A 20,968-nucleotide genomic window follows, 5' to 3' on the forward strand; every position below is an offset into this window, starting at 1 on the left:
ACCATTTGGTTTTAAGCCTTATATTCTCTCATAATAAATTATCCACTTTCACATAACTAAACGGCGAAATTTCCTTCTCCCTATTCGCATCCAGATAATCAGCCCACCATTGCACCATCAGCCGTCTTTCCTCAATATGCTCTGCCTTATGAATATAAGCAGCTCTTACTGAATTACGTTCTTGGTGGCTCATTTGCCTTTCTACTGCATCCTTCGACCACATCCCTGACTCAATCAACGAACTACATGCCATCGTTCTAAAACCATGCCCACAGACTTCTGTCTTCGTATCATAGCCCATCACTCGTAATGCGTTGTTAACCGTGTTTTCACTCATTGGTTTTCTTGGATTATGATCACCGATAAAGATCAGTTCGTGGTTACCACTGAATTGATAGATCTGTTTCAATATCTCAATGGCTTGTCGGCTTAAAGGTACTAAATGGGTAGTGCGCATTTTTGATCCACGATGTGAGAGTTTAACCCCTTCTATCGCTTCGCGTTCAGCAGGGATCGTCCACATGGCATTTTCAAAATCGATTTCATCCCAACGGGCGAAACGTAGTTCACTGGAACGAATAAAGACTAATAAGGTGAGTTTGACTGCAAGTTTAGTTAAAGGCCTTCCCTTATAATCATCGATGCGTTGTAAGAACTCGGGTAGACGTTTGAGCTCTAATGCGGCTCTATGAACTCGTTTACCTGTGGCAACTGCGCCAGCCATATCTTGCGCGGGGTTATAGTCGATTAAACCGCTTTGTACGGCATAACGCATTATGGCTGTCACACGTTGTTGTAAACGTGCTGCAACCTCAAGACGTCCAGACATCTCTACGGCTTTAATCGATTCAAGGAGATCACGAGTGTTTAGTTCGGCAATATTGCGTTTACCAATAGCAGCAAAGATATTGTTCTCAAGGCTTTTAAGGACTCGATGGCTATGCCCTTCCGACCACTTCTTATTCGTTGCGTGCCAATCGCGAGCTACCTTCTCAAAGGTGTTAAATTCCTTTTGCTGTTCTTCCTTTAATTCTTTCTTGAGCTCTCGAGGATCGATGCCTAAAGCAACTTGCTTTCTGGCTGCATCCCTTCTTTCTCTTGCATCTGCTAAAGAAATTTCAGGATATACCCCAAAAGCCATCAAATATTGTTTACCGCCAAAGCGAAAACGGAAGCGTCAATATTTAGAGCCATTGAGGTGAATATAAAGAAACAAGCCATCACTGTCTGTCAGTGTATAAGCTTTATCTTCAGGTTTAGCTGCACGAACTTTTGTATCGGTTAATGCCATATTCTTTATCCTCTTCACCCCAGAGTGAGTATATAAACGAGATATCTCAGATTACAGTCGATGATTTCGAGTTACATAAACAACTAAGTATCTACGCCAAAGGCTGCGCCTGCATTGCTTTAGCATTGGTAATTCGAGATATAATGAGTATACAAACATTATCGAAGCGAAGATATACTCAGTTATATACTCACTCGGAGGTTGATGTGGGTTGAGTTAAGTTGACATACATTGACTGAAAACGCGGGGGAAGCCTTGCAAATACTGGATTTTAGATACAAAAAAAGACGTCAGTTGACGTCTCTTGATGTTCTTATGGTGCCGAAGGCCGGACTCGAACCGGCACACCCGAAGGCGGTTGATTTTGAATCAACTGCGTCTACCAATTCCGCCACTCCGGCACGAAGTGATGTATTCCTTGGAAAACGTGGCTATTATACTTGCCTTGTCTCGACTAGCAACATTTATCTTGATTATTCAGTTTGTTCGCTTAAAAAAAAAGCATGTGCTTATATCGATTATGATTTTGTCTATATATTCGCCATACTTCAAGTTGCAGCGTTGTTGGCTACGTTCACTCATACCAGTCACAAAGTTTTCTATGCGCCTAGCGATTCATTCACTTGTCGCCTAGCTGCACCTCGAATTATTTAGAGTATATGTCCCTCAAATACTTTAATCTTCCAGTTATTGAAGAATTAATACTTTTTGTTTATTTATCAGCCTGCTCGTATGTTACTTTAGTCAAATATTTGATTTAATTGTTCACCTCATCAAGGCTGCTGGCGACTTACAATAATTTTTGCTAGCGTATGTTCATTACGAAACAATTGAAGGGCTTAATACATGGGTTTTCTAGGGTGGATAGCGATAGGACTGGTTATTGGGATCTTAATTGGCGCTTTGATGAAGGTTTTCTCGAAGAAAAAATAACGTAGATCCGTTGGATCATATGCAAAATTACACATCGGCTGGCTTCTAAACATGAAGAAATCATTTCTAAAAATTCTGTCAGTATCTGCGTTGTCTCTCGCATTAGCGGCCTGCTCAACAACGACTGAGAAACAACCTAAGTTTTTACAAGGCAACAACAGTGATGCCGAATCTAGTGACTGGAAAGTGTTCGAAGGTGATCGAAGAACTTACGAGCGCGTTGCTAAGATTGTCGATTTGTATGCAAACCGTATTTTTAATGAAAGTGATGCCCGCGGTATGGCTATTATTGTTATTGATAATAACCAAGCATTGTCACGCTACTATGGTGAAACTGCGCCGGGAAATGGAAAAAAACCGGGGCCACATTCACTGGTTCGAATCGCTTCTATATCAAAATTAATGACCAGCGAAATTTTGATAAAGTTAGAGCAAGACAAAAAATTGTTGATTACCGATCCGTTGCAGCAATATAGCTATCATGGCGTAACTGTGCCGGATAACAATAGTGGACAACCTATCCGCTTATATCATTTAGCGAGTCATACAAGTGGCCTTCCAAGAGAACAGCCAGGTGGAAAATGGGGTCGGCCTGTGTTTATTTGGCCTACACAAGATAACCGCTGGACTTGGCTAAAAAATGGTAAGCTTGATGCTACACCGGGCACAGAAGCGTCATACTCCAACCTTGCTTACGATCTTCTTGCTGATGCTATGATTAAAGCATCGGGGTTGTCTTATCCACAGTTATTTCATCGCTATGTCACTTCACCGGCTAAAATGACTGAAACAACCTACACGCCGAATGCATCACAATGCTCCCGTCTAATGGTAGGGGCTAAACCAAGTCCGTGTCATAACACGCTAGCAGCAGCTGGAAGTGGCGGTGTGTATTCAACGCCCGCTGATATGCAAAAGTGGATGCAGCAATTTTTATCAACGGATAAAAACCTCAGAAAAGCCACCGCTGCACGCGAGCAAGGTATTTATTTCCCAAGAGAAAAATTGATTGATGTAAAAGGAATGGATGTTGCTGGCAATGCTGATGGATTAGGACTTGGCTGGGTTTATATGAAACCACAAAACGGTCGTCCGGGCATTTATCAAAAAACCGGCGGAGGCGGTGGCTTCAATAGCTATATGGCAATGATCCCCCAGCAAAATATTGGTGTTTTTGTGGTAATGACGCGTAAAGATAGCAGTAAATTTAGTAAACTGACTATTGGAGTGAACGACATGGTTGCAGCATTATCCGCTAACCATGCATATGGAAGACATTGAAGGAGTACCACCAACGCAGTTAATGCACTGGTGAGCTACACCCCAACCCTAACACGCGGTTTTGTTCGCGCACTCACATTCTTCTCTACAGCTGCCTGATAAATTCAGGCAGTTTTCTAGAAGTTAACTGCTTTTTATGCAATCTTTTTGTATTCCACCTCGTTACTCTTCTTATCTCCTCTACTGATGAAAAGGAAATAAGATGAAAACACGCCTATTTTTCACCTTGCACATCTCACGACCATGTTCGACAAGAAAAGGCTCCGAATCCTCTGAATTAGTTCAGCAGTTACGAAAAATATATAACCATTCCCAAGCCTTTCCTTTGCCTAAAAAGCCTGAATATATCGAAATTGACCTTTCAAAACTTATTGGTGAAAAACCCGAAAATCCAAAGCTTGAGAAAACCGCTGCATATAAAAAACTGGTTGCTGATACACAACGTGAGATAGATGAAAAATATGTCCAAGGCATGTGGAAAAATGCTTATGACCTTAAAAATTCATACAGTGCAAATGGCGGTACTTTTTCTTACGCACAAAATATTGCAAATAAAAGTGGCAACAACGTGATAGGAATTAAAGGTGAAAGTAGTTCCCCCACCCCTACAAAAGTACTATTTAAGTCACAAGGAAAATTGCGATCAATCCTCAGTAATTTAGGTAATTTTATTCTCAGTAAATTCAGTTAAAAACAAAAAAGGTTGTAAAATCATTTGATTCTACAACCTTTGTGATCGTTGATAACGACGGCTTATTTACGTTTCACCAATAGAACAATACTGACACCAAGGAATAGTATACTTGGCAGTAACGCTGCGATAATTGGAGGTACGGAATAGACCAAACTCCAATTACCAAAGCCTTGGTTTAAAATATAGAATAAGAAACCGCCGACAATCCCTGACACGACACGTACCCCCATTGGTACGGTACGTAAAGGACCAAAAATAAACGATACCGCCATTAGCATCATGACCGCAGCAGAGAGTGGTGCTAAGATCTTCTTCCACATACTCAGTTGGTAAACCGCAGCAACTTGCCCACTCTCTTTCAAATAAGAGATATATTGATAAAGACCACGAATAGAAAGCGAATCAGCATTGAGAGAAACTATACCCAATTTTTCAGGGGTAAGGTTGGTTTTCCAATCGTAAGTTAAACGTTGGGAGCCCGTAATTTTTTTCTCACTGCTCAAAATAGATTCATCAACTTGAGATAATACCCATAGTTTGTTGTCTTTATCATAAGCGCCACTTGAAGCAAACATCACGGATTTAAGTTTATGTTGTTCATCAAAACGGTAAATCGAGATTTCTTGAATCGATGTGGTATCGGCAATGCGTTGAATATGAATAAAATCACGTCCGTCTTTCGCCCACATACCTTCATTGGTGACAACTAATGAATTACCCACAATTTTCTCTGCACGATAATTTCTTGCCCATTGATCACCCGCAGGAGCAACCCACTCCCCGATAAACATCGCAACAATCACCAGAGGGATCGCGGTTTTCATCACCGAAAGTGCAATTTGTAAACGTGTGAAGCCAGAAGCTTGCATCACGACCAATTCACTGCGCGACGCTAATGCACCTAGTCCTAGCAAAGCACCTAACAAAGCGGCCATTGGGAAGAAGATATCAATATCTTTGGGGATACTTAACAATGTAAACACCCCTGCACCTAACGCAGTATAGTCGCCATCGCCTACCTTACGCAGCTGCTCAACAAACTTAATGATCCCTGAAAGGGATACCAGTAGGAACAAGGTCATTAAAATAGAGTTGAGGATCGTGCGTCCAATATACCTGTCTAAAACACCAAACATTAGGCAGCCCCTCTATTAAATCTGACGCGTAAACGGCGCATTGGTACGGTATTCCATAAGTTAAGAATTACCGCAAGAGCAAGGTAACCTAAGTTAACCGCCCATAAGGCGTATTTAGGGTCGACATCACCTTTTTCTGCACTATTGCGTAGCGTACTTTGTAACAGAAAGAATATAAGATACAACAACATCGCAGGGAGCATACTGAGCACTCTCCCCTGACGCGGGTTGACTTCACTAAGAGGTACAACCATCAGTGCCATGACCACCACAGAGAATACGATGGTTAAACGCCAATGAAATTCTGCATTCGAGTCAGGATCATTAGCTTTCCAAAGCTCGAACATCGTTTTTTGTTCAACTTTGTCATTACTGGTATCACTGGTTTTATGATCAATAACCGCTTGGTAGTTTTCGAAATCGGTAATACGGAAGTCACGTAATAATGCCGTTCCTTCGTAGCGAGTCCCTTCATCCAATACCACCACTTGTCGACCATCAGCATCTTCTTTCATGTAGCCGCTGTCGGCCACCACGACTGATGGGCGCTGTTCATTAGCAGTGCGTAATTGAGCGAGAAAGACATTTTTAAAATCATTGCCTTTAACTTCACCAATATACAGCACGATGTTACGGTCTTTGGTGGTTTTAAATTGCCCTTCCACCATCGCAGCTAAGCCTGGGTTAGCTTTTGCATCAGCAAGTACTTGTTCCTGATATTGAGAGGACCAAGGCAGCATCCATGTAATATTGCCGATTGCAACCAACGCGGTCAGGGTGGCAAGCACCAAAGCGGCTTTAACCAACACGCTTTTTCCTAATCCGCAAGCGTGCATAACCGTAATTTCACTTTCGGTATATAGCTTACTGTATGTCATTAACAGCCCAAGAAATAGGCTCAAAGGGAGGATCAACTGCGCCATTTCAGGCACACCTAATCCCAGCAAAGGTAACACTAAGTTTGAAGGAATATTCCCCTGTACCGCAGCCCCGAGGATATCGATGGACTTTTGGCTGAAAAAAATCAACATTAGCACAAAAAGAATAGCTAGCTGACTTTTCAGGGTCTCCCGTACCAAATATCTAATAATGATCACGCTTATACGCCTGTGAAAACTTGTCTTTTGGGTGGAAAATGGCTAAGTTCGTTCAATATCTACCATTTGTTAACATATACTCTGGCTCATTGTATGGCTAGAATGATATAAAAGCATTCTCTATACTCTTCATACTTCAAGTTGCAGGGCTGTTTGTTAAGGTATGGTGACTACGCTTAGCTAGCCGAGTCATAGCGTTTATCTATGCTCTTCGTCTATCTTCACTTGTCGCCTACCTGCAACTGGTATTATTTTGAGTATATACTGATTACCCAATCAGAAGATGCTTAATATTGTTGAAAAACCAGATATCCGCTCAGTTTAACATAAAGAGTTCATACTCTATGAGGTAGATTAATGCGGTACGCTAATAATTTTAGCGGGAGCATGGGCCTTTGTCTTTAAGATTCAGGAGAACGCATGGAGTTTAGTGTAAAAAGTGGTAGCCCGGAAAAACAACGCAGCGCATGTATCGTTGTCGGAGTCTTTGAACCACGCCGTCTGTCCCCTATAGCTGAACAGCTGGACAAAATAAGCGACGGATATATCAGCGCCCTGCTGCGCCGCGGGGAACTTGAAGGTAAAGTAGGCCAGTCCCTACTACTCCATCATGTACCAAATGTCCTGTCTGAACGTATTCTACTCATTGGCTGTGGTAAAGAGCGTGAGCTGGATGAACGTCAGTTTAAGCAAATCATTCAGAAAACAATTAGTACACTGAATGAAACAGGTTCTATGGAAGCAGTTTGCTTCTTGACTGAACTACATGTCAAAGGCCGTAATAACTATTGGAAAGTACGCCAAGCTGTTGAAACAGCAAAAGAGTCTCTCTACGTCTTTGATCAACTAAAAAGTAATAAAACCGAGCACCGCCGTCCACTGCGTAAATTGGTCTTCAATGTACCAACACGCCGTGAATTGCCAAGTGGTGAACGCGCAATTGCGCATGGTCTAGCGATTGCATCGGGTGTGAAGGCAGCGAAAGATCTCGGTAATATGCCACCCAATATCTGTAATGCAGCTTACTTAGCGTCTCAAGCGCGCCAACTGGCTGATATTTCAGATAATAGGTTAACAACTCGCGTTATCGGCGAAGAGCAAATGAAAGAGTTAGGCATGAATGCCTACCTTGCTGTTGGGCAAGGCTCTCAAAATGAGTCTCTGATGTCTATTATGGAGTACAAAGGTAGCGCTGATCCTGAAGCAAAACCTATTGTATTACTCGGTAAAGGGCTGACATTTGACTCAGGTGGTATTTCTATCAAGCCAGCCGATGGCATGGATGAGATGAAATATGACATGTGTGGTGCTGCAACCGTTTATGGTGTAATGCGCTTTATTACCGAACTACAGCTACCGATTAACGTGGTTGGTGTTCTAGCCGGCTGTGAAAACATGCCCGGTGGTCGTGCTTATCGTCCGGGTGATATCCTTACCACGATGTCAGGCCAAACGGTTGAAGTATTAAATACAGATGCAGAAGGCCGCTTAGTATTGTGTGATGCGCTAACTTATGTTGAACGCTTTGATCCAGAATTAGTTATTGATATTGCAACGCTAACAGGGGCTTGTGTCATCGCATTAGGTAGCCACTATACTGGTTTGATGTCTAATCACAACCCGCTAGCTCACGAACTATTGAATGCGTCGGAGCAATCTGGTGACCGAGCATGGCGCTTACCATTAGCTGACGAATATTTTGATCAAATTACACCTAATTTTGCAGATTTAGCGAATACAGGCGGGCGTCCTGCTGGTGCAATCACCGCAGGCTGTTTCCTATCGCGCTTCGCAACTAAGTATAATTGGGCACACTTGGACATCGCAGGTACAGCATGGCGTTCAGGTAAAGCAAAAGGAGCGACGGGTCGCCCAGTCTCCTTGCTGTCACAATTTTTACTGAACCGCGTCGGTTTGAATGGTGACGATTAATCTAAGTTGATTATTGTTCCTGAAAAATAAGCGAGCTCCCGAATCATGGCTATCCGTGATTCGGGATGTTATTTTTTCAGGGGCCGTCAATTAAGCTCAACATAATCGATATAACCACCAACCAATTTTGAACCAGCAGCAAAACCAGTTATAATTCAGAAAGATTTCTGTAAATACAACATTTACGAAAGGATATTGAGTCGCTAGGCGCATACATAAGTATGTGATGACTAGTGTGAATGAACGTAGTTAACAACGCTACGGCGCGAAGTATGACGGAATACATCCCCTAAATAATTCGTGTTGTAACTAGGCGACAAGTGAATGAGTCGCTAGGTGCATATACAAGTATGTGATGAGTAGTGTATGAACACAGTCAACAACGCTACGGCGCGAAGTATGACGGGGATCCAATGAAAAACGCCACATTTTACCAATTAACAACCCCCTCTGAACAGCCTGAACTTGAAGCTCATGAATGGTTGGCTTGCGAACTTGCAGCGCAGATGTGGCGTAATGGTAAGCGTATATTGCTTGCGTGTGAAACCGCTGAGCAAGCAGAAAAACTCGATGAGGCACTTTGGCAAAGAGATCCCCATCAGTTCGTTCCTCATAACCTTGCGGGTGAAGGCCCTCGTTATGGTGCGCCAATTGAGATTTGCTGGCCGGGGAAACGAGGCAATGCACAACGCGATGTATTAATTAATCTGCAAAACCAATTCGCAGATTTTGCCACCGCATTCCATGAAGTGATAGACTTTGTGCCTATCGATGAAACTTTAAAACAGTTGGCGCGTGAACGGTATAAAATTTACCGCAGCGTCGGCTTCAATTTGACTATGGCGACGCCGCCAACTAACTGAATACGATATTAAAGATGGACAAAAAACCAGAGAATGCAATTACCGAGCCTTCGCTCGATAAAACTTATAATCCTGCTGAGATTGAGCAGTCACGCTACGCTCATTGGGAAAAAAGCGGTTATTTCAGACCAAATGGTGATACTAGCAAAGACAGCTTCTGTGTCGTGATCCCACCACCAAACGTCACAGGTAGCCTGCACATGGGTCACGCCTTCCAACAAACCATCATGGATACCATGATCCGTTACCAACGTATGCAAGGTAAAAATACCTTATGGCAAACGGGGACTGACCATGCAGGTATCGCGACTCAAATGGTTGTAGAGCGTAAAATTGCCGCTGAAGAGAACAAAACCCGTTACGATTACGGACGTGAAGCATTCATCGATAAGATCTGGCAGTGGAAAGCAGAGTCTGGTGGCAATATTTCTCAACAAATGCGCCGTTTAGGTGACTCCGTTGATTGGGATCGTGAACGTTTCACCATGGATGAAGGCCTATCCAAAGCAGTTAAAGAAGCGTTCGTGCGCCTATATAAAGATAATCTTATTTATCGTGGCAAACGCCTTGTTAACTGGGATCCAAAACTGCATACCGCAATTTCTGATCTGGAAGTTGAAAACCGTGAAGTTAAAGGTTCGATGTGGCATCTGCGTTATCCATTAGCAGATGGCGTGAAAACAGCAGAGGGTAAGGACTACCTCGTTGTCGCCACAACGCGCCCTGAAACCATGCTTGGCGACACGGGTGTCGCAGTTAACCCTGAAGATCCACGTTACAAAGACTTAATTGGCAAAGAAATCATTCTGCCGATCGTCAACCGCCGCATTCCAATTGTTGGTGATGAACACGCCGATATGGAAAAAGGGACTGGTTGTGTGAAAATCACCCCAGCTCATGACTTTAACGACTATGAAGTAGGTAAACGTCACCAGTTACCAATGGTCAATATGTTGGATCTGGATGGTAATGTTCGCCAAGAAGCGGAAGTTTTTGATACCCACGGTAATCCATCAACCGTTTGCAGCAGCGAAATTCCTGAAGCCTACCGTGGTATGGAACGTTTTGCAGCACGTAAAGCACTCGTGGCTGATTTCGAACAATTAGGTTTGTTGGTCGAAGTGAAGCCTCACGATTTGACCGTACCTTACGGTGACCGTGGCGGCGTAGTTATTGAGCCAATGCTGACTGACCAATGGTATGTTCGTACTAAGCCTCTGGCTGAAAATGCCATCAAAGCGGTTGAAGACGGTCGCATTCAATTTGTCCCTCGTCAATATGAAAATATGTACTACTCTTGGATGCGTGATATTCAAGACTGGTGTATTTCTCGCCAATTGTGGTGGGGTCATCGTATCCCTGCATGGTATGACGACAAAGGTAATGTGTACGTAGGCCGCGATGAAGAAGAGGTACGCCGCGAAAATAACCTTGGTGCTGATATTGCACTACGTCAAGATGATGACGTATTAGATACTTGGTTCTCTTCTGGTTTATGGACTTTCTCAACATTAGGTTGGCCTGAAAATACCGAAGCACTAAAAACATTCCACCCAACCGATGTATTGGTCAGTGGCTTCGATATTATTTTCTTCTGGATCGCCCGCATGATCATGCTAACCATGCATTTCATCAAAGATGAAAATGGTGTTCCACAAGTGCCGTTTAAGACGGTATATATGACAGGTCTGATCCGTGATGAAGAAGGCCAGAAAATGTCGAAATCCAAAGGGAACGTTATCGACCCATTGGATATGATCGACGGTATTTCACTGGAAGACTTATTAGAAAAACGCACTGGTAACATGATGCAGCCGCAATTGGCTGAAAAAATTGCCAAACGTACCCGTAAAGAGTACCCAGATGGTATTGAAGCACATGGTACCGATGCATTGCGTTTCACCTTGGCTGCATTGGCCTCAACTGGTCGTGATATCAATTGGGATATGAAACGTCTGTCTGGCTACCGTAACTTCTGTAATAAGTTATGGAACGCAAGTCGCTTTGTGTTGATGAACACAGAGAACCAAGACTGCGGTCAAAATGGTGGTGAAATGAGCTTCTCTTTGGCTGACCGTTGGATCATGGCGCAATTTAACCAAACCATCAAAGCCTACCGTGAAGCACTTGATACTTATCGCTATGATATTGCTGCGGGTATCTTGTATGACTTCACATGGAACGAATTCTGTGACTGGTACTTGGAACTCTCCAAACCAGCCGTTCATAAAGGTAATGAAGCACAAGTTCGTGCAGCTCGCTTTACCTTGATTGAAGTTCTTGAAGGCTTACTGCGTTTAGCGCACCCTATCATTCCATTTATCACCGAAACCATCTGGCAACGAGTGAAAGTGGTGAAAGGGATTGATGCAGATACTATCATGTTGCAGCCATTCCCTGAGTTTGACGCGGCGAAAGTTGATGAGCTGGCGTCAAGTGACTTAGAGTGGATCAAAGAAGCTATCATTGCAGTTCGTAATATTCGCGCTGAAATGAATATTTCTCCAGGTAAACCACTTGATGTCATGCTGCGTGGCGCTTCTGAAGATGCAAAACGCCGCGTTGCAGAAAACGAAAACTTCATCAAATCAATGGCGCGTTTAGCAAGTATTCGTGTACTTACTGAAGGTGAAGAAGCACCGGTCTCCGTCACTAAATTGGTTAGTGGCACTGAGCTACTGATCCCAATGGCAGGCCTGATTGATAAAGATGCTGAACTGGCTCGTTTAGATAAAGAGCTAGATAAAGTGAGTAAAGAGATCGAAGGCATTGAAAGCAAGCTAGCTAATGAAGGCTTTGTAAGCCGTGCGCCTGCTGCGGTTGTTGAGAAAGAGCGTGAACGTTTAGCTGCTAACATCGAAGCTAAAGGTAAACTAGAAGCTCAGAAAGTCACTATCGCATCACTGTAATTGATTGCTTTGAAATAATGACAAGCCCTTATTGACTCCATCAATAAGGGCTTTCTTTTAAAGTGATTAAAATTCGATTATCATTAATTTACTGCATTCGCAGTTCTCAGATTGAAGTTCCCTTCTGGTTCTCTCGCACTGAGTTGTAAAAATAAAAATAATGAGAGTCTGTCATGACAACAAACACAAACCACACCATTCGTTTAATCGAACAAAAAGATAATGCAGGAATTGCCGCGGTGATCCGCGAAGTTTCCGCAGAACATGGGTTAACCGCGGATAAAGGTTTTGCCGTCGCTGATCCTATTTTAGACACCCTCTATGAAGTCTACAGTAAGCCACGTAGCGCTTATTGGGTAGTTGAAATGGATGGGCAAATTGTTGGTGGAGGCGGGGTCTCGCAAGTGGCTGGTGGTGATAATGAAACCGCGGAACTGCAAAAAATGTACCTATCCTCAGCACTCAGAGGTAAAGGCGTCGCTAAACAAATAGTACTGATGTCATTAGAATTTGCCAAATCACAAGGCTATAGCCGCTGCTATCTAGAAACAACCGCAGAATTACAAGCGGCTATTAAATTGTATGAGAAGCTAGGCTTTGAGTTTATTGATGAACCATTGGGCAATACAGGCCACAGTGACTGTGAAATTCGGATGTTAAAAGCACTATAGCTATCAATTCGCAGAGGATAGCACATAGCTACCCTCTGGTTATCAGCTCTGATTAGTGAATGCGTTCGCCTTCGTCTTCATCATCACCGTCTTCGTCATCATACTCTGCGTCAGGATCCTCAAAATAAGTTCCCCACCCATCGTAATTAATACCAATTTTTTCTGCCAGTTTCATTAGCTGATCAACTTGCGCATCGATCAATTCTGCATTTAATGCACTTTCGCTGATCACATCGCAACACATCAGTGTTACGCCATTTTCAACTTCGAGTTCTTCAGCATCAGTGACTTCATAACCTAATTTAAAGGCTTCTACTGCGGCTTTTTCGAGTAGTTCAAAATTATCAGCAGAGAAATGGTGTTCAATTGCATATAATGCATCTGGATCACTACCGTCTTCTAGTAACTCTTCAATAATTAAACGAGTTTCTTCGTATTGAGCTTCTTGTTCAGCTTTATCCACCATGTCCACACCCCTTTTATCATTATTACTAGTCTCAAACTCATTCTCCCATAGGGTAGCCAGTGAAACCATACCTATATGAATAATTTCTTTTCTATAAGGGGTTGATTTTGAATTTTTATGAATATAAATTGAATATTAATTCAATAAAAAAAGGCTATATTCTATGAACCCCTTCTATAAAAAGCACTTTCTGAGGTTACTTGATTTTACTCCCAGTGAAATTCATTCACTATTAAAACTATCAGCATGGCTGAAAGCACAGAAAAAAGCAGGTCTCGAACAACCTCTGCTAGCAGGCAAAAATATCGCGTTAATTTTTGAAAAAGATTCCACCCGTACCCGCTGTGCTTTTGAAGTAGGCGCATTTGATCAAGGTGCTCGTGTTACCTATCTTGGCCCATCAGGTAGCCAAATCGGTCATAAAGAAACCATGAAAGATACCGCTCGTGTTCTCGGCCGAATGTATGATGGTATTCAGTATCGGGGATTCAGCCAATCTAATGTTGAAATGCTGGCAGCTCATTCGGGAGTGCCTGTATGGAATGGATTAACTAATGAATTCCATCCCACACAGTTATTGGCCGATCTGCTGACAATTCAAGAACACCAACCAAACAAGCCATTGTCTGAAGTTAAATTTGCCTATCTGGGTGATGCACGTAATAACATGGGGAATTCCATGTTAGAAGCAGCCGCGTTAACAGGGATGGATATTCGCTTAGTCGCACCAAAAAGTTGCTGGCCAGAGCAAGAGTTAGTTGAAATTTGCCAACAAGCAGCACGCAAAACAGGCGGTAAAATAACCTTAACCGAAGATGTCGCTGAAGGGGTAAAAGATGCTGATTTTCTTTACACCGATGTGTGGGTTTCAATGGGAGAGCCAAAAGCGGTTTGGGCTGAGCGGATCAAGTTGCTCAAACCTTATCAAGTCAATATGGACGTGATTAAACTAACTGGCAACCCTGATGTAAAATTCCTACATTGCTTACCTGCATTCCATAATGAAGATACGACACTAGGCGCACAACTTGCTGAGGAGTTTGATATGTGGGGTGGATTAGAGGTTACTGAAGAGGTTTTTGAGTCTCCGTACAGCATTGTATTTGATGAAGCAGAAAACCGATTACACACAATCAAAGCAGTTATGGTCGCAACATTAGCGCCTGAGCTGCCAAAAGATGTCATTTGATCCTGCCATATTTGCAAACATCACAATTAGAGTGATGTTTGCAAACATAATTAATAATTAAAGATATCATTAATCAATAACTACTTCATTAAGCATGTAGATAATATTCACTCTAAAAACAGATAGATATTTTAAATATAAAACAACTTTAATGGCTATAAATAATAATTAATGATAACTTTATATAACTACAATATGCCTTTTCAAGGTTACAACAACAAATTTTTTAAAGTTAAAACTCTCATAAAAAATGAGAATAAGGAATAGAACGATATTTTCACATTCCATCTAACATAGAATATAATTGACATGACTCTACTTCATCACTTAGCTAACACAATCACACCAGTTCATCCCAAAAAAAATAAAAATAATAAATATATCAGTTAGTTACAAAGTTATTATGGTAACCCTATTTAGATAATCATCATCAATAAAAGCCAAACGCTAGAACTGTAATATTATTTATTTAATATCAATAGTATTTTATAATTAATTTAATTTATTTAACGTCTAACCACATTAATCAAACAATTAGAATAATTATGATGCACTAAACAACAAAATTGTTATTGAGGCTTCATTTAAATAAAGCTAGAATTATTGCTACTATCATCATTGATTAAACACGCTTTCTTTGCGTTTTTATTTAAAATAAATTACACCTTATATTATTTTATAGATGATAACCCTATAACTTCATCATTTATTTATATGAAATAACACCAGTTATATTGCAAGAATGAGCCTAACGATATGGATAAAATAAAACACGCTTTGCAATCTCAACAACAACGTCAATCTCAGCAGGAATACTATCGCCAGAGACGGCAAAATCATTTGACGCAGCTATATCAAGAAGTTTCACAATGGTTAACGACATCTAAAACAGTAGAAACATTGACTAACCATGTCAGCGGCCCTGATCGCCTTCTTCATCTTCATTATCCTAATGAACATACGCTAGTTTTACGTTTTTCACCTCAATGGGATAAAAAATCAGAAAAAATTAAAATTGCTTTATTTATTTTTGATATCACTACGCCAAAATTTCGCACACAACTACAATTATTGTGGGAAGCCAAGCAGCAACAATGGCGAATAACAAGACTAAAGCGCTGTGTTTTTCGTTTCCGTAGCTTCTTTTATAAACGTTTTTTTCAAAAAAATGAGCTTGAGCAGTACCTTCTCGATTTTTTTAATCGCACAGGAACCATTCATTAATGATAGCTACTAACTGTACGTTGTCACCACGGTGCTCTCTCTTTCATTGATGTTAGACGTGGCTTACACACTTTGAGCCACCTAAAAAATATGCAAAGTCAGAGGCAATTAGTGCTTGTTATACACAACTTATAATATGAATTTACCTTGAAATAACAGCCTATTTGGCCTACTTAATCCAATTTGAAGATCAAATCAAAGTAAGCCAATCATACTGATAAAAATAATTAACAAAGCAATAATAAAAACTAAGGTCTTTCGCCCTTCGCTAACCGCTTATTGATTTGTTCAATAACATCAGGTAAATCCGCTAAGGTATCCACGACGTAATGGGCATCCGCAGTAAATAATTTATCGGCTGCATGTTGCCGTAGCCGATCCACTGCATCAGCGGACATGTTCTGATATTCATCCCATGTTTTGCCGAACTCATTACCTGATAATGCTAGCCCAACGCTCCACATACCTGCGTTACGGCCTTCTTCAATTCCCGGTACCGCATCGTCGACTTTCACACAATGGAAAACAGCATCAACGCCCAATTCAATCACGTTTTTTAACGCCATCCAAGGCCCTGGGCGGCCACCAGCCGCAAGCTCATCACTAGCAATCCAATAATCAGGCTTGTAGCCTAACTGCTCTGCTGCGGGTACTAATTTTTCCATCACGGCCCGTGGGTAACCAGAGCATGAACCAATTTTGATCCCTGAAGAGCGGAGTGTTTTGATGGTATCAATAACACCGTCGATAGGAGCTGCAAAATCAATGACTTTGGCGATTTGCAATGGCATAAAGGCTTCATAAATAGCATCAATGTCATCATGAGACATTGAACGTCCAAATTTCTGCTGCCAGCGCTCATCAATTGCCGCTAGCTTGCCTAACGCTTCAATATGTTGCCATTTACCCAGCCCCATAGGTATACGTGCTTCTGCAAGGGTAATATCAATATCAAACACACGATGAAATGCTTCAATAAAAATTTGGGTTGGTGCAAAAGAGCCGAAATCTACCGTTGTACCCGCCCAATCAAGGATCACTGCATTAATACGACTCATCATTATTCCTCATTTTTCCAATACATAGCCTTCTCGATCGCCAACAATAGAGCAGCAATATCTTGTTGATAAACTTCACCAATATTACCGATACGGAAACAATCACTTTGTGAAACTTTCCCCGGATAGATAACAAATCCTTGGGCTTTTAGCCGCTCATAAAATGATTTAAAGCGGTAATGTGGGTTTTTAGGTGAATAAAATGCAGTAATAATTGGCGATTGCATTGCCTCATCAAGTAAAGTTTCAAAGCCTAGCTCTCGCATACCAGCAACCAATCTGATTTGATTTTGTGAATAACGATGATGGCGAGCAGTTATTCCCCCTTCATGTTCCAACTCTTGTAAAGCTTGTGCAAATGCCAATACAGTATGTGTCGGGGAAGTAAAACGCCATTTACCATGATATTGCTCCATACATTGCCACTGAGCATACAGATCCAAAGACAATGAACGAGAGCGATTTTCGCATTGCTCCAATTCATTCACCCTAGCAATAACAAAAGCAAAGCCTGGCACACCTTGAATGCATTTATTGGCAGAACTGATCATAAAATCAATATTAAGTTGAGCGATATCCATTGGAATACCACCAAAACTACTCATTGCATCGACTAGATAACGCTTATTATAGCGTTTAGCCAATTCCCCCACTGAGGCGATAGGATTCAAGATCCCTGTCGTTGTTTCGCAATGCACCATCGCAATATGCGTAATATTTTGATCTCGCTGTAATAACTGCTCGATATGATGAAGATCGGGTAGCGCCACTTCACCACAATCATATAAATGATGGGATAACCCCATACGCTGAGCCATTTCGGCCATACGTCTACCATATGCGCCATTGCTAATGATCAGTAGCTTGTGCTGCGAACTAATCGCACTCCCTAATAGCGCCTCAACAGCAAAACTACCGCTACCTTGAATTAAAACTGACGTGTATCCAGCCGCTGCGGTCGCTAAAGAGACTAATTTCTGACGAACTTGCTGTACTACACCAAGGTTATAGTCATCATCCCATGTACAACTATCAAACAGCATGGCTTGTTTTACCGTTTTTGATGTGGTCAAAGGACCGGGGGTTAATAACAAATAATTACGATCAGACATTCAATTCACCTATTGGTCTATACCAGATAGGCATTATAATGCGTATAGTTAACTTAAAAGGTCAAAGGAAAAGTCACTCTGCAACAAAAAATTCATATAACTCTGTATAATGTGCTGGATAACTAACGTGGTGAAAATTTATGAAATCGACGACTGAAGAGCTCCCGCAATACCGGTTGATCACCGCGCAATTGCAAGCAAAAATCGAAAATGGCAGCTTAAAGAGTGGTGACAAACTGCCTTCAGAGCGTGAGTTGTGCTCGATATACCACACCACTCGTATCACCATTCGTGAAAGTTTGATGCAGCTAGAGTCCAGTGGTTTGATTTACCGTTCCGAGCGGCGCGGCTGGTTTGTCACACCTGAACGCTTATGGCTCAACCCAACCCAAAACACTAACTTCCATAAATTGTGCCTTGAGCAAGGTCGTCAGCCTAAAACAGAATTATTGAATGGTCGTGTTGTCACCGTACCAAACCAAGTTGCCAAGCCATTGCTGCTAGAGCCTTTTGAAAAAATCTATTTACTCACTCGATTACGTTTTGCAGATGATCGCGCTATTTGTTATTGCGAAAACCATTGTTTACCTGCTCGCGTCCCCGAATTACTCAGTCATGATCTGAATGGCAGCCTCACTGAAGTGTATGAAACGCACTACAACCTAATTTACACCAGTATGCACCTATCATTTTACCCAACCGCGATGCCTGAGCCGGCCGCTAATGCATTAGGCGTCACAGTCGGCCGTCCCGCGCTCTTATTACAACGCTTAAACTATGACCAATATGGGCGCATACTGGATTATGATGTGGAATATTGGCGTCATGATAGCCTGCGTATTGAGGTTGATACCTTGTAGCACGGTTCATAAAAATAGATTTTTCGAAAAAAAATAGATTTTCATCTTTCTGTCATAATCTCTCGTTAGCGTAAAGCCAACTGGTATATACCAGAAAATTTTCGCTAACAGGAGATCACCATGAAACTTTCTCGCCTTTCTTGCTTATTAATGGCTACACTATGTTCCGCGCCCGCGCTAACGGCACCCGTTGTCACAGTTTATTCCGCCGATGGCCTGCACGATGGCAACAACAGCTGGTATCAAAACCAATTTAATGAATTTACCCAACAAACTGGTATCAAAGTACAATATGTAGAAAGTGGATCGGGGGCTATTGTCGAGCGTCTCGCCAAAGAACGTACAAACCCGCAAGCTGATGTGTTGGTCACTATACCGCCTTTTATTCAACGCGCAGCCACTAGCAAGCTACTCGCTGAATTTACTCCTGATGCCGCAACAACGATCCCCAATTCAACCAAATATTACACTCCTATCGTCAATAATTATCTGACATTCATCTATAACGATAAATTGTTAAAAGCTCCTCCTAAAAATTGGGATTCATTACTCGATAGCCGCTTTAAAAATAAACTTCAGTACTCGACCCCAGGTCAAGCTGGAGATGGAACCGCTGTCATGCTACAGGTGTTTCATAACTTTGGCAGCAAACAAGCGGGGCTAGATTATTTAGGTAAGTTGCAAGCGAACAATGTTGGCCCTTCCGCATCAACAGGTAAGTTGACTGCACTGGTTAACAAGGGAGAGCTATACGTTGCTAATGGCGATTTACAAATGAACCTATCGCAAATGGAGCGTAATCCGAATGTCAAAATCTTTTGGCCTGAAGATAAGCAGGGGCAACGTTCTACTTTGATCCTGCCTTATGTGGTTGGTTTAGTTGAAGGTGGTCCTGAAACCGAAAACGGTAAAAAACTCATTAATTTTTTATTAAGTCAACAATCACAAAGCCGAGTCAGTGAGCTTTCATGGGGGATCCCAGTACGCACCGATATTACCCCAACTGATGAAAAATATCGTACCGCAATCAAAACCATGGAAGGCGTGAAAAGTTGGCAACCTAATTGGGATGAAGTTGCCGTTGCACTTTCGGACGATATTGCACGTTGGCACAAAGCCACTGAAAGTGAGTAATACAGATATGTTGATGAAAAAAATGACTAATTCAACGATACAAACGGCAGCACATTCAGGGATCACCCTTGATTCATTAAGAGTGTCCTATCATGACAACGTGGTACTTAAACCGTTATCACTGACCATCGAGCCCGGTGAAATTTTAGTGCTTATCGGACCATCTGGCTCAGGGAAAACGACTGTTTTACGCGCTATTGCCGGCTTTGCACAACCAGACAGCGGACGTATTTTACTGGGTGATACGGATATCACCCATCTTCCGCCTTATCAAAGAGGGCTTGGTATGGTGGTACAAAACTATGCCTTATTCCCTCATATGAAGGTTGAAGATAATGTTGCCTTTGGGCTACGAGCGCAAAAACAGCCTAAATCGTTGGTCAATGAACGTGTGATTGAAGCACTGAAAATTGTAGGTATGACTGACTATGCGACACGGTATCCACATCAACTTTCTGGTGGGCAACAACAGCGTGTCGCTATCGCTCGCGCCATTGCAGTACGGCCTCGGGTATTACTGCTTGATGAACCCTTATCTGCTCTCGATGCGCAAATTCGCCATAATATGGTCGAAGAGATCGCACGTTTACATCGTGAATTACCTGAATTAACTATCCTTTATGTTACTCATGATCAGACCGAAGCTCTCGCGTTGGGGGATAAAATTGGCATAATGAAAGAGGGATATATGGTCGCGCATGGTGAAAAAAACACCCTTTATCACCAGCCTCCTAATCGTTTTGCGGCAGAGTTTTTAGGCCGAGCCAATATCCTACCCGCCACCGCACTTGGGGATATCCCCCCTTCTGGGCAAATCACGGTCAGTTGTTTGGGCTCACTGATTGAAGCACAAACCTCAGCTGTACGCTCTAGTGGCCATAAACTGGTTTGCGTGCGTCCGCAACATATTAGCTTGTCACCACGCCCAGAAACGACCAATCACTTAAATGCCACTTTACGTTCTATTAATTGGAAAGGCGATCTTACCCATTTGATCTGTGACATAGCCAATGAAACGATAAGTGTTGCTGTCACTCACTTGCATCCAAGCCCACAAATTGGCGATCCACTAACTTTATGGTTTTCACCCGCAAATACGATTTTAATTGAGGCGTGAC

At 42.1% G+C, this 20,968-nt stretch carries 16 protein-coding genes, 1 tRNA gene and 1 pseudogene; 11 read left to right on the forward strand and 7 right to left on the reverse strand.

The features are described from left to right. Positions 1-28 precede the first annotated feature (28 nt). Positions 29-1,291: pseudogene (locus SC428_RS08335) on the reverse strand (tyrosine-type recombinase/integrase). A gap of 316 nt (positions 1,292-1,607) precedes the next feature. Continuing rightward, positions 1,608-1,692: transfer RNA gene (locus tag SC428_RS08340), tRNA-Leu, on the reverse strand. A gap of 583 nt (positions 1,693-2,275) precedes the next feature. On the opposite strand from SC428_RS08340, the gene ampH reads away from it, so the two are divergent. Continuing rightward, positions 2,276-3,505 carry a D-alanyl-D-alanine-carboxypeptidase/endopeptidase AmpH gene (gene ampH / locus SC428_RS08345; RefSeq protein ID WP_070927670.1) on the forward strand — a complete coding sequence of 410 codons (1,230 nt, stop codon included), beginning with the start codon at positions 2,276-2,278 and terminating at the stop codon, positions 3,503-3,505. A gap of 202 nt (positions 3,506-3,707) precedes the next feature. Continuing rightward, complete coding sequence (locus SC428_RS08350; RefSeq protein ID WP_318707009.1) at positions 3,708-4,196, forward strand: hypothetical protein; 489 nt, start codon at positions 3,708-3,710, stop codon at positions 4,194-4,196. Between the two features lie 62 nt (positions 4,197-4,258). On the opposite strand, the gene lptG is transcribed toward SC428_RS08350, so the two are convergent. Next, on the reverse strand, positions 4,259-5,335 hold the full coding sequence (lptG, locus tag SC428_RS08355; RefSeq protein WP_070927666.1) for an LPS export ABC transporter permease LptG: 1,077 nt from the start codon (positions 5,333-5,335) through the stop codon (positions 4,259-4,261). Then, positions 5,335-6,432: an LPS export ABC transporter permease LptF gene (gene lptF / locus SC428_RS08360; RefSeq protein WP_070927664.1), complete on the reverse strand. Its 1,098-nt coding sequence runs from the start codon at positions 6,430-6,432 to the stop codon at positions 5,335-5,337. Before lptF ends, lptG begins: the two co-directional genes overlap by 1 nt. Positions 6,433-6,852: 420 nt before the next feature. Here lptF and pepA point away from each other — a divergent pair, with 420 nt between their 5' ends. From pepA to SC428_RS08380, 4 genes are all read left to right on the forward strand, one after another. After that, positions 6,853-8,364, forward strand: coding sequence for a leucyl aminopeptidase (gene pepA, locus SC428_RS08365; protein ID WP_070927662.1), 1,512 nt, complete (start codon positions 6,853-6,855; stop codon positions 8,362-8,364). A gap of 413 nt (positions 8,365-8,777) precedes the next feature. Continuing rightward, positions 8,778-9,227, forward strand: coding sequence for a DNA polymerase III subunit chi (locus tag SC428_RS08370; RefSeq protein ID WP_070927660.1), 450 nt, complete (start codon positions 8,778-8,780; stop codon positions 9,225-9,227). 14 nt (positions 9,228-9,241) lie between these two features. Continuing rightward, on the forward strand, positions 9,242-12,136 hold the full coding sequence (locus SC428_RS08375; protein WP_318707019.1) for a valine--tRNA ligase: 2,895 nt from the start codon (positions 9,242-9,244) through the stop codon (positions 12,134-12,136). Between the two features lie 173 nt (positions 12,137-12,309). Beyond that, a complete protein-coding gene (locus SC428_RS08380) occupies positions 12,310-12,807 on the forward strand; it encodes a GNAT family N-acetyltransferase (RefSeq protein ID WP_318707021.1) in 498 nt (165 codons plus the stop codon). Between the two features lie 52 nt (positions 12,808-12,859). Here the strand turns inward: SC428_RS08380 and rraB are convergent, their stop codons facing one another. Continuing rightward, complete coding sequence (gene rraB, locus SC428_RS08385; protein ID WP_318707023.1) at positions 12,860-13,273, reverse strand: ribonuclease E inhibitor RraB; 414 nt, start codon at positions 13,271-13,273, stop codon at positions 12,860-12,862. Between the two features lie 163 nt (positions 13,274-13,436). Between rraB and argF the strand changes: the two genes are divergently transcribed. Together argF and SC428_RS08395 are read left to right on the forward strand one after the other, a co-directional pair. After that, on the forward strand, positions 13,437-14,462 hold the full coding sequence (argF, locus tag SC428_RS08390) for an ornithine carbamoyltransferase (RefSeq protein WP_070927656.1): 1,026 nt from the start codon (positions 13,437-13,439) through the stop codon (positions 14,460-14,462). 756 nt (positions 14,463-15,218) lie between these two features. Beyond that, positions 15,219-15,686, forward strand: coding sequence for a hypothetical protein (locus SC428_RS08395; protein WP_070925542.1), 468 nt, complete (start codon positions 15,219-15,221; stop codon positions 15,684-15,686). A gap of 248 nt (positions 15,687-15,934) precedes the next feature. On the opposite strand, the gene phnX is transcribed toward SC428_RS08395, so the two are convergent. Further along, on the reverse strand, positions 15,935-16,744 hold the full coding sequence (gene phnX, locus SC428_RS08400) for a phosphonoacetaldehyde hydrolase (protein WP_318707027.1): 810 nt from the start codon (positions 16,742-16,744) through the stop codon (positions 15,935-15,937). 2 nt (positions 16,745-16,746) lie between these two features. Then, positions 16,747-17,856, reverse strand: coding sequence for a 2-aminoethylphosphonate--pyruvate transaminase (gene phnW, locus SC428_RS08405; RefSeq protein ID WP_318707029.1), 1,110 nt, complete (start codon positions 17,854-17,856; stop codon positions 16,747-16,749). Between the two features lie 140 nt (positions 17,857-17,996). On the opposite strand from phnW, the gene phnR reads away from it, so the two are divergent. The 3 genes from phnR to phnT all read left to right on the forward strand — a co-directional run bounded on the left by phnR (position 17,997) and on the right by phnT (position 20,967). Then, positions 17,997-18,716: a phosphonate utilization transcriptional regulator PhnR gene (phnR, locus tag SC428_RS08410; RefSeq protein ID WP_318707032.1), complete on the forward strand. Its 720-nt coding sequence runs from the start codon at positions 17,997-17,999 to the stop codon at positions 18,714-18,716. A gap of 120 nt (positions 18,717-18,836) precedes the next feature. Further along, positions 18,837-19,850, forward strand: a complete 1,014-nt coding sequence (locus tag SC428_RS08415) for a 2-aminoethylphosphonate ABC transporter substrate-binding protein (RefSeq protein WP_283125969.1) — start codon at positions 18,837-18,839, stop codon at positions 19,848-19,850. A gap of 7 nt (positions 19,851-19,857) precedes the next feature. Next, positions 19,858-20,967 (forward strand): 2-aminoethylphosphonate ABC transport system ATP-binding subunit PhnT, encoded by a 1,110-nt coding sequence (phnT, locus tag SC428_RS08420; protein ID WP_412544608.1) that lies wholly within the window; start codon positions 19,858-19,860, stop codon positions 20,965-20,967. The last annotated feature ends 1 nt before the right edge of the window (position 20,968 follow it).

Source organism: Providencia sp. 2023EL-00965 (genome assembly GCF_033550225.1).
GTDB lineage: Bacteria > Pseudomonadota > Gammaproteobacteria > Enterobacterales > Enterobacteriaceae > Providencia > Providencia manganoxydans.

What these genes read in the sequence shown, in the direction of transcription:
- ampH (WP_070927670.1), top strand. Translation starts at nt 2,276, where the DNA reads ATGAAGAAATCATTTCTAAAAATTCTGTCAGTATCTGCGTTGTCTCTC.
- SC428_RS08350 (WP_318707009.1), top strand. Translation starts at nt 3,708, where the DNA reads ATGAAAACACGCCTATTTTTCACCTTGCACATCTCACGACCATGTTCG.
- lptG (WP_070927666.1), bottom strand. Translation starts at nt 5,335, where the DNA reads ATGTTTGGTGTTTTAGACAGGTATATTGGACGCACGATCCTCAACTCT.
- pepA (WP_070927662.1), top strand. Translation starts at nt 6,853, where the DNA reads ATGGAGTTTAGTGTAAAAAGTGGTAGCCCGGAAAAACAACGCAGCGCA.
- SC428_RS08370 (WP_070927660.1), top strand. Translation starts at nt 8,778, where the DNA reads ATGAAAAACGCCACATTTTACCAATTAACAACCCCCTCTGAACAGCCT.
- SC428_RS08375 (WP_318707019.1), top strand. Translation starts at nt 9,242, where the DNA reads ATGGACAAAAAACCAGAGAATGCAATTACCGAGCCTTCGCTCGATAAA.
- SC428_RS08380 (WP_318707021.1), top strand. Translation starts at nt 12,310, where the DNA reads ATGACAACAAACACAAACCACACCATTCGTTTAATCGAACAAAAAGAT.
- rraB (WP_318707023.1), bottom strand. Translation starts at nt 13,273, where the DNA reads ATGGTGGATAAAGCTGAACAAGAAGCTCAATACGAAGAAACTCGTTTA.
- argF (WP_070927656.1), top strand. Translation starts at nt 13,437, where the DNA reads ATGAACCCCTTCTATAAAAAGCACTTTCTGAGGTTACTTGATTTTACT.
- SC428_RS08395 (WP_070925542.1), top strand. Translation starts at nt 15,219, where the DNA reads ATGGATAAAATAAAACACGCTTTGCAATCTCAACAACAACGTCAATCT.
- phnX (WP_318707027.1), bottom strand. Translation starts at nt 16,744, where the DNA reads ATGAGTCGTATTAATGCAGTGATCCTTGATTGGGCGGGTACAACGGTA.
- phnW (WP_318707029.1), bottom strand. Translation starts at nt 17,856, where the DNA reads ATGTCTGATCGTAATTATTTGTTATTAACCCCCGGTCCTTTGACCACA.
- phnR (WP_318707032.1), top strand. Translation starts at nt 17,997, where the DNA reads ATGAAATCGACGACTGAAGAGCTCCCGCAATACCGGTTGATCACCGCG.
- SC428_RS08415 (WP_283125969.1), top strand. Translation starts at nt 18,837, where the DNA reads ATGAAACTTTCTCGCCTTTCTTGCTTATTAATGGCTACACTATGTTCC.
- phnT (WP_412544608.1), top strand. Translation starts at nt 19,858, where the DNA reads ATGTTGATGAAAAAAATGACTAATTCAACGATACAAACGGCAGCACAT.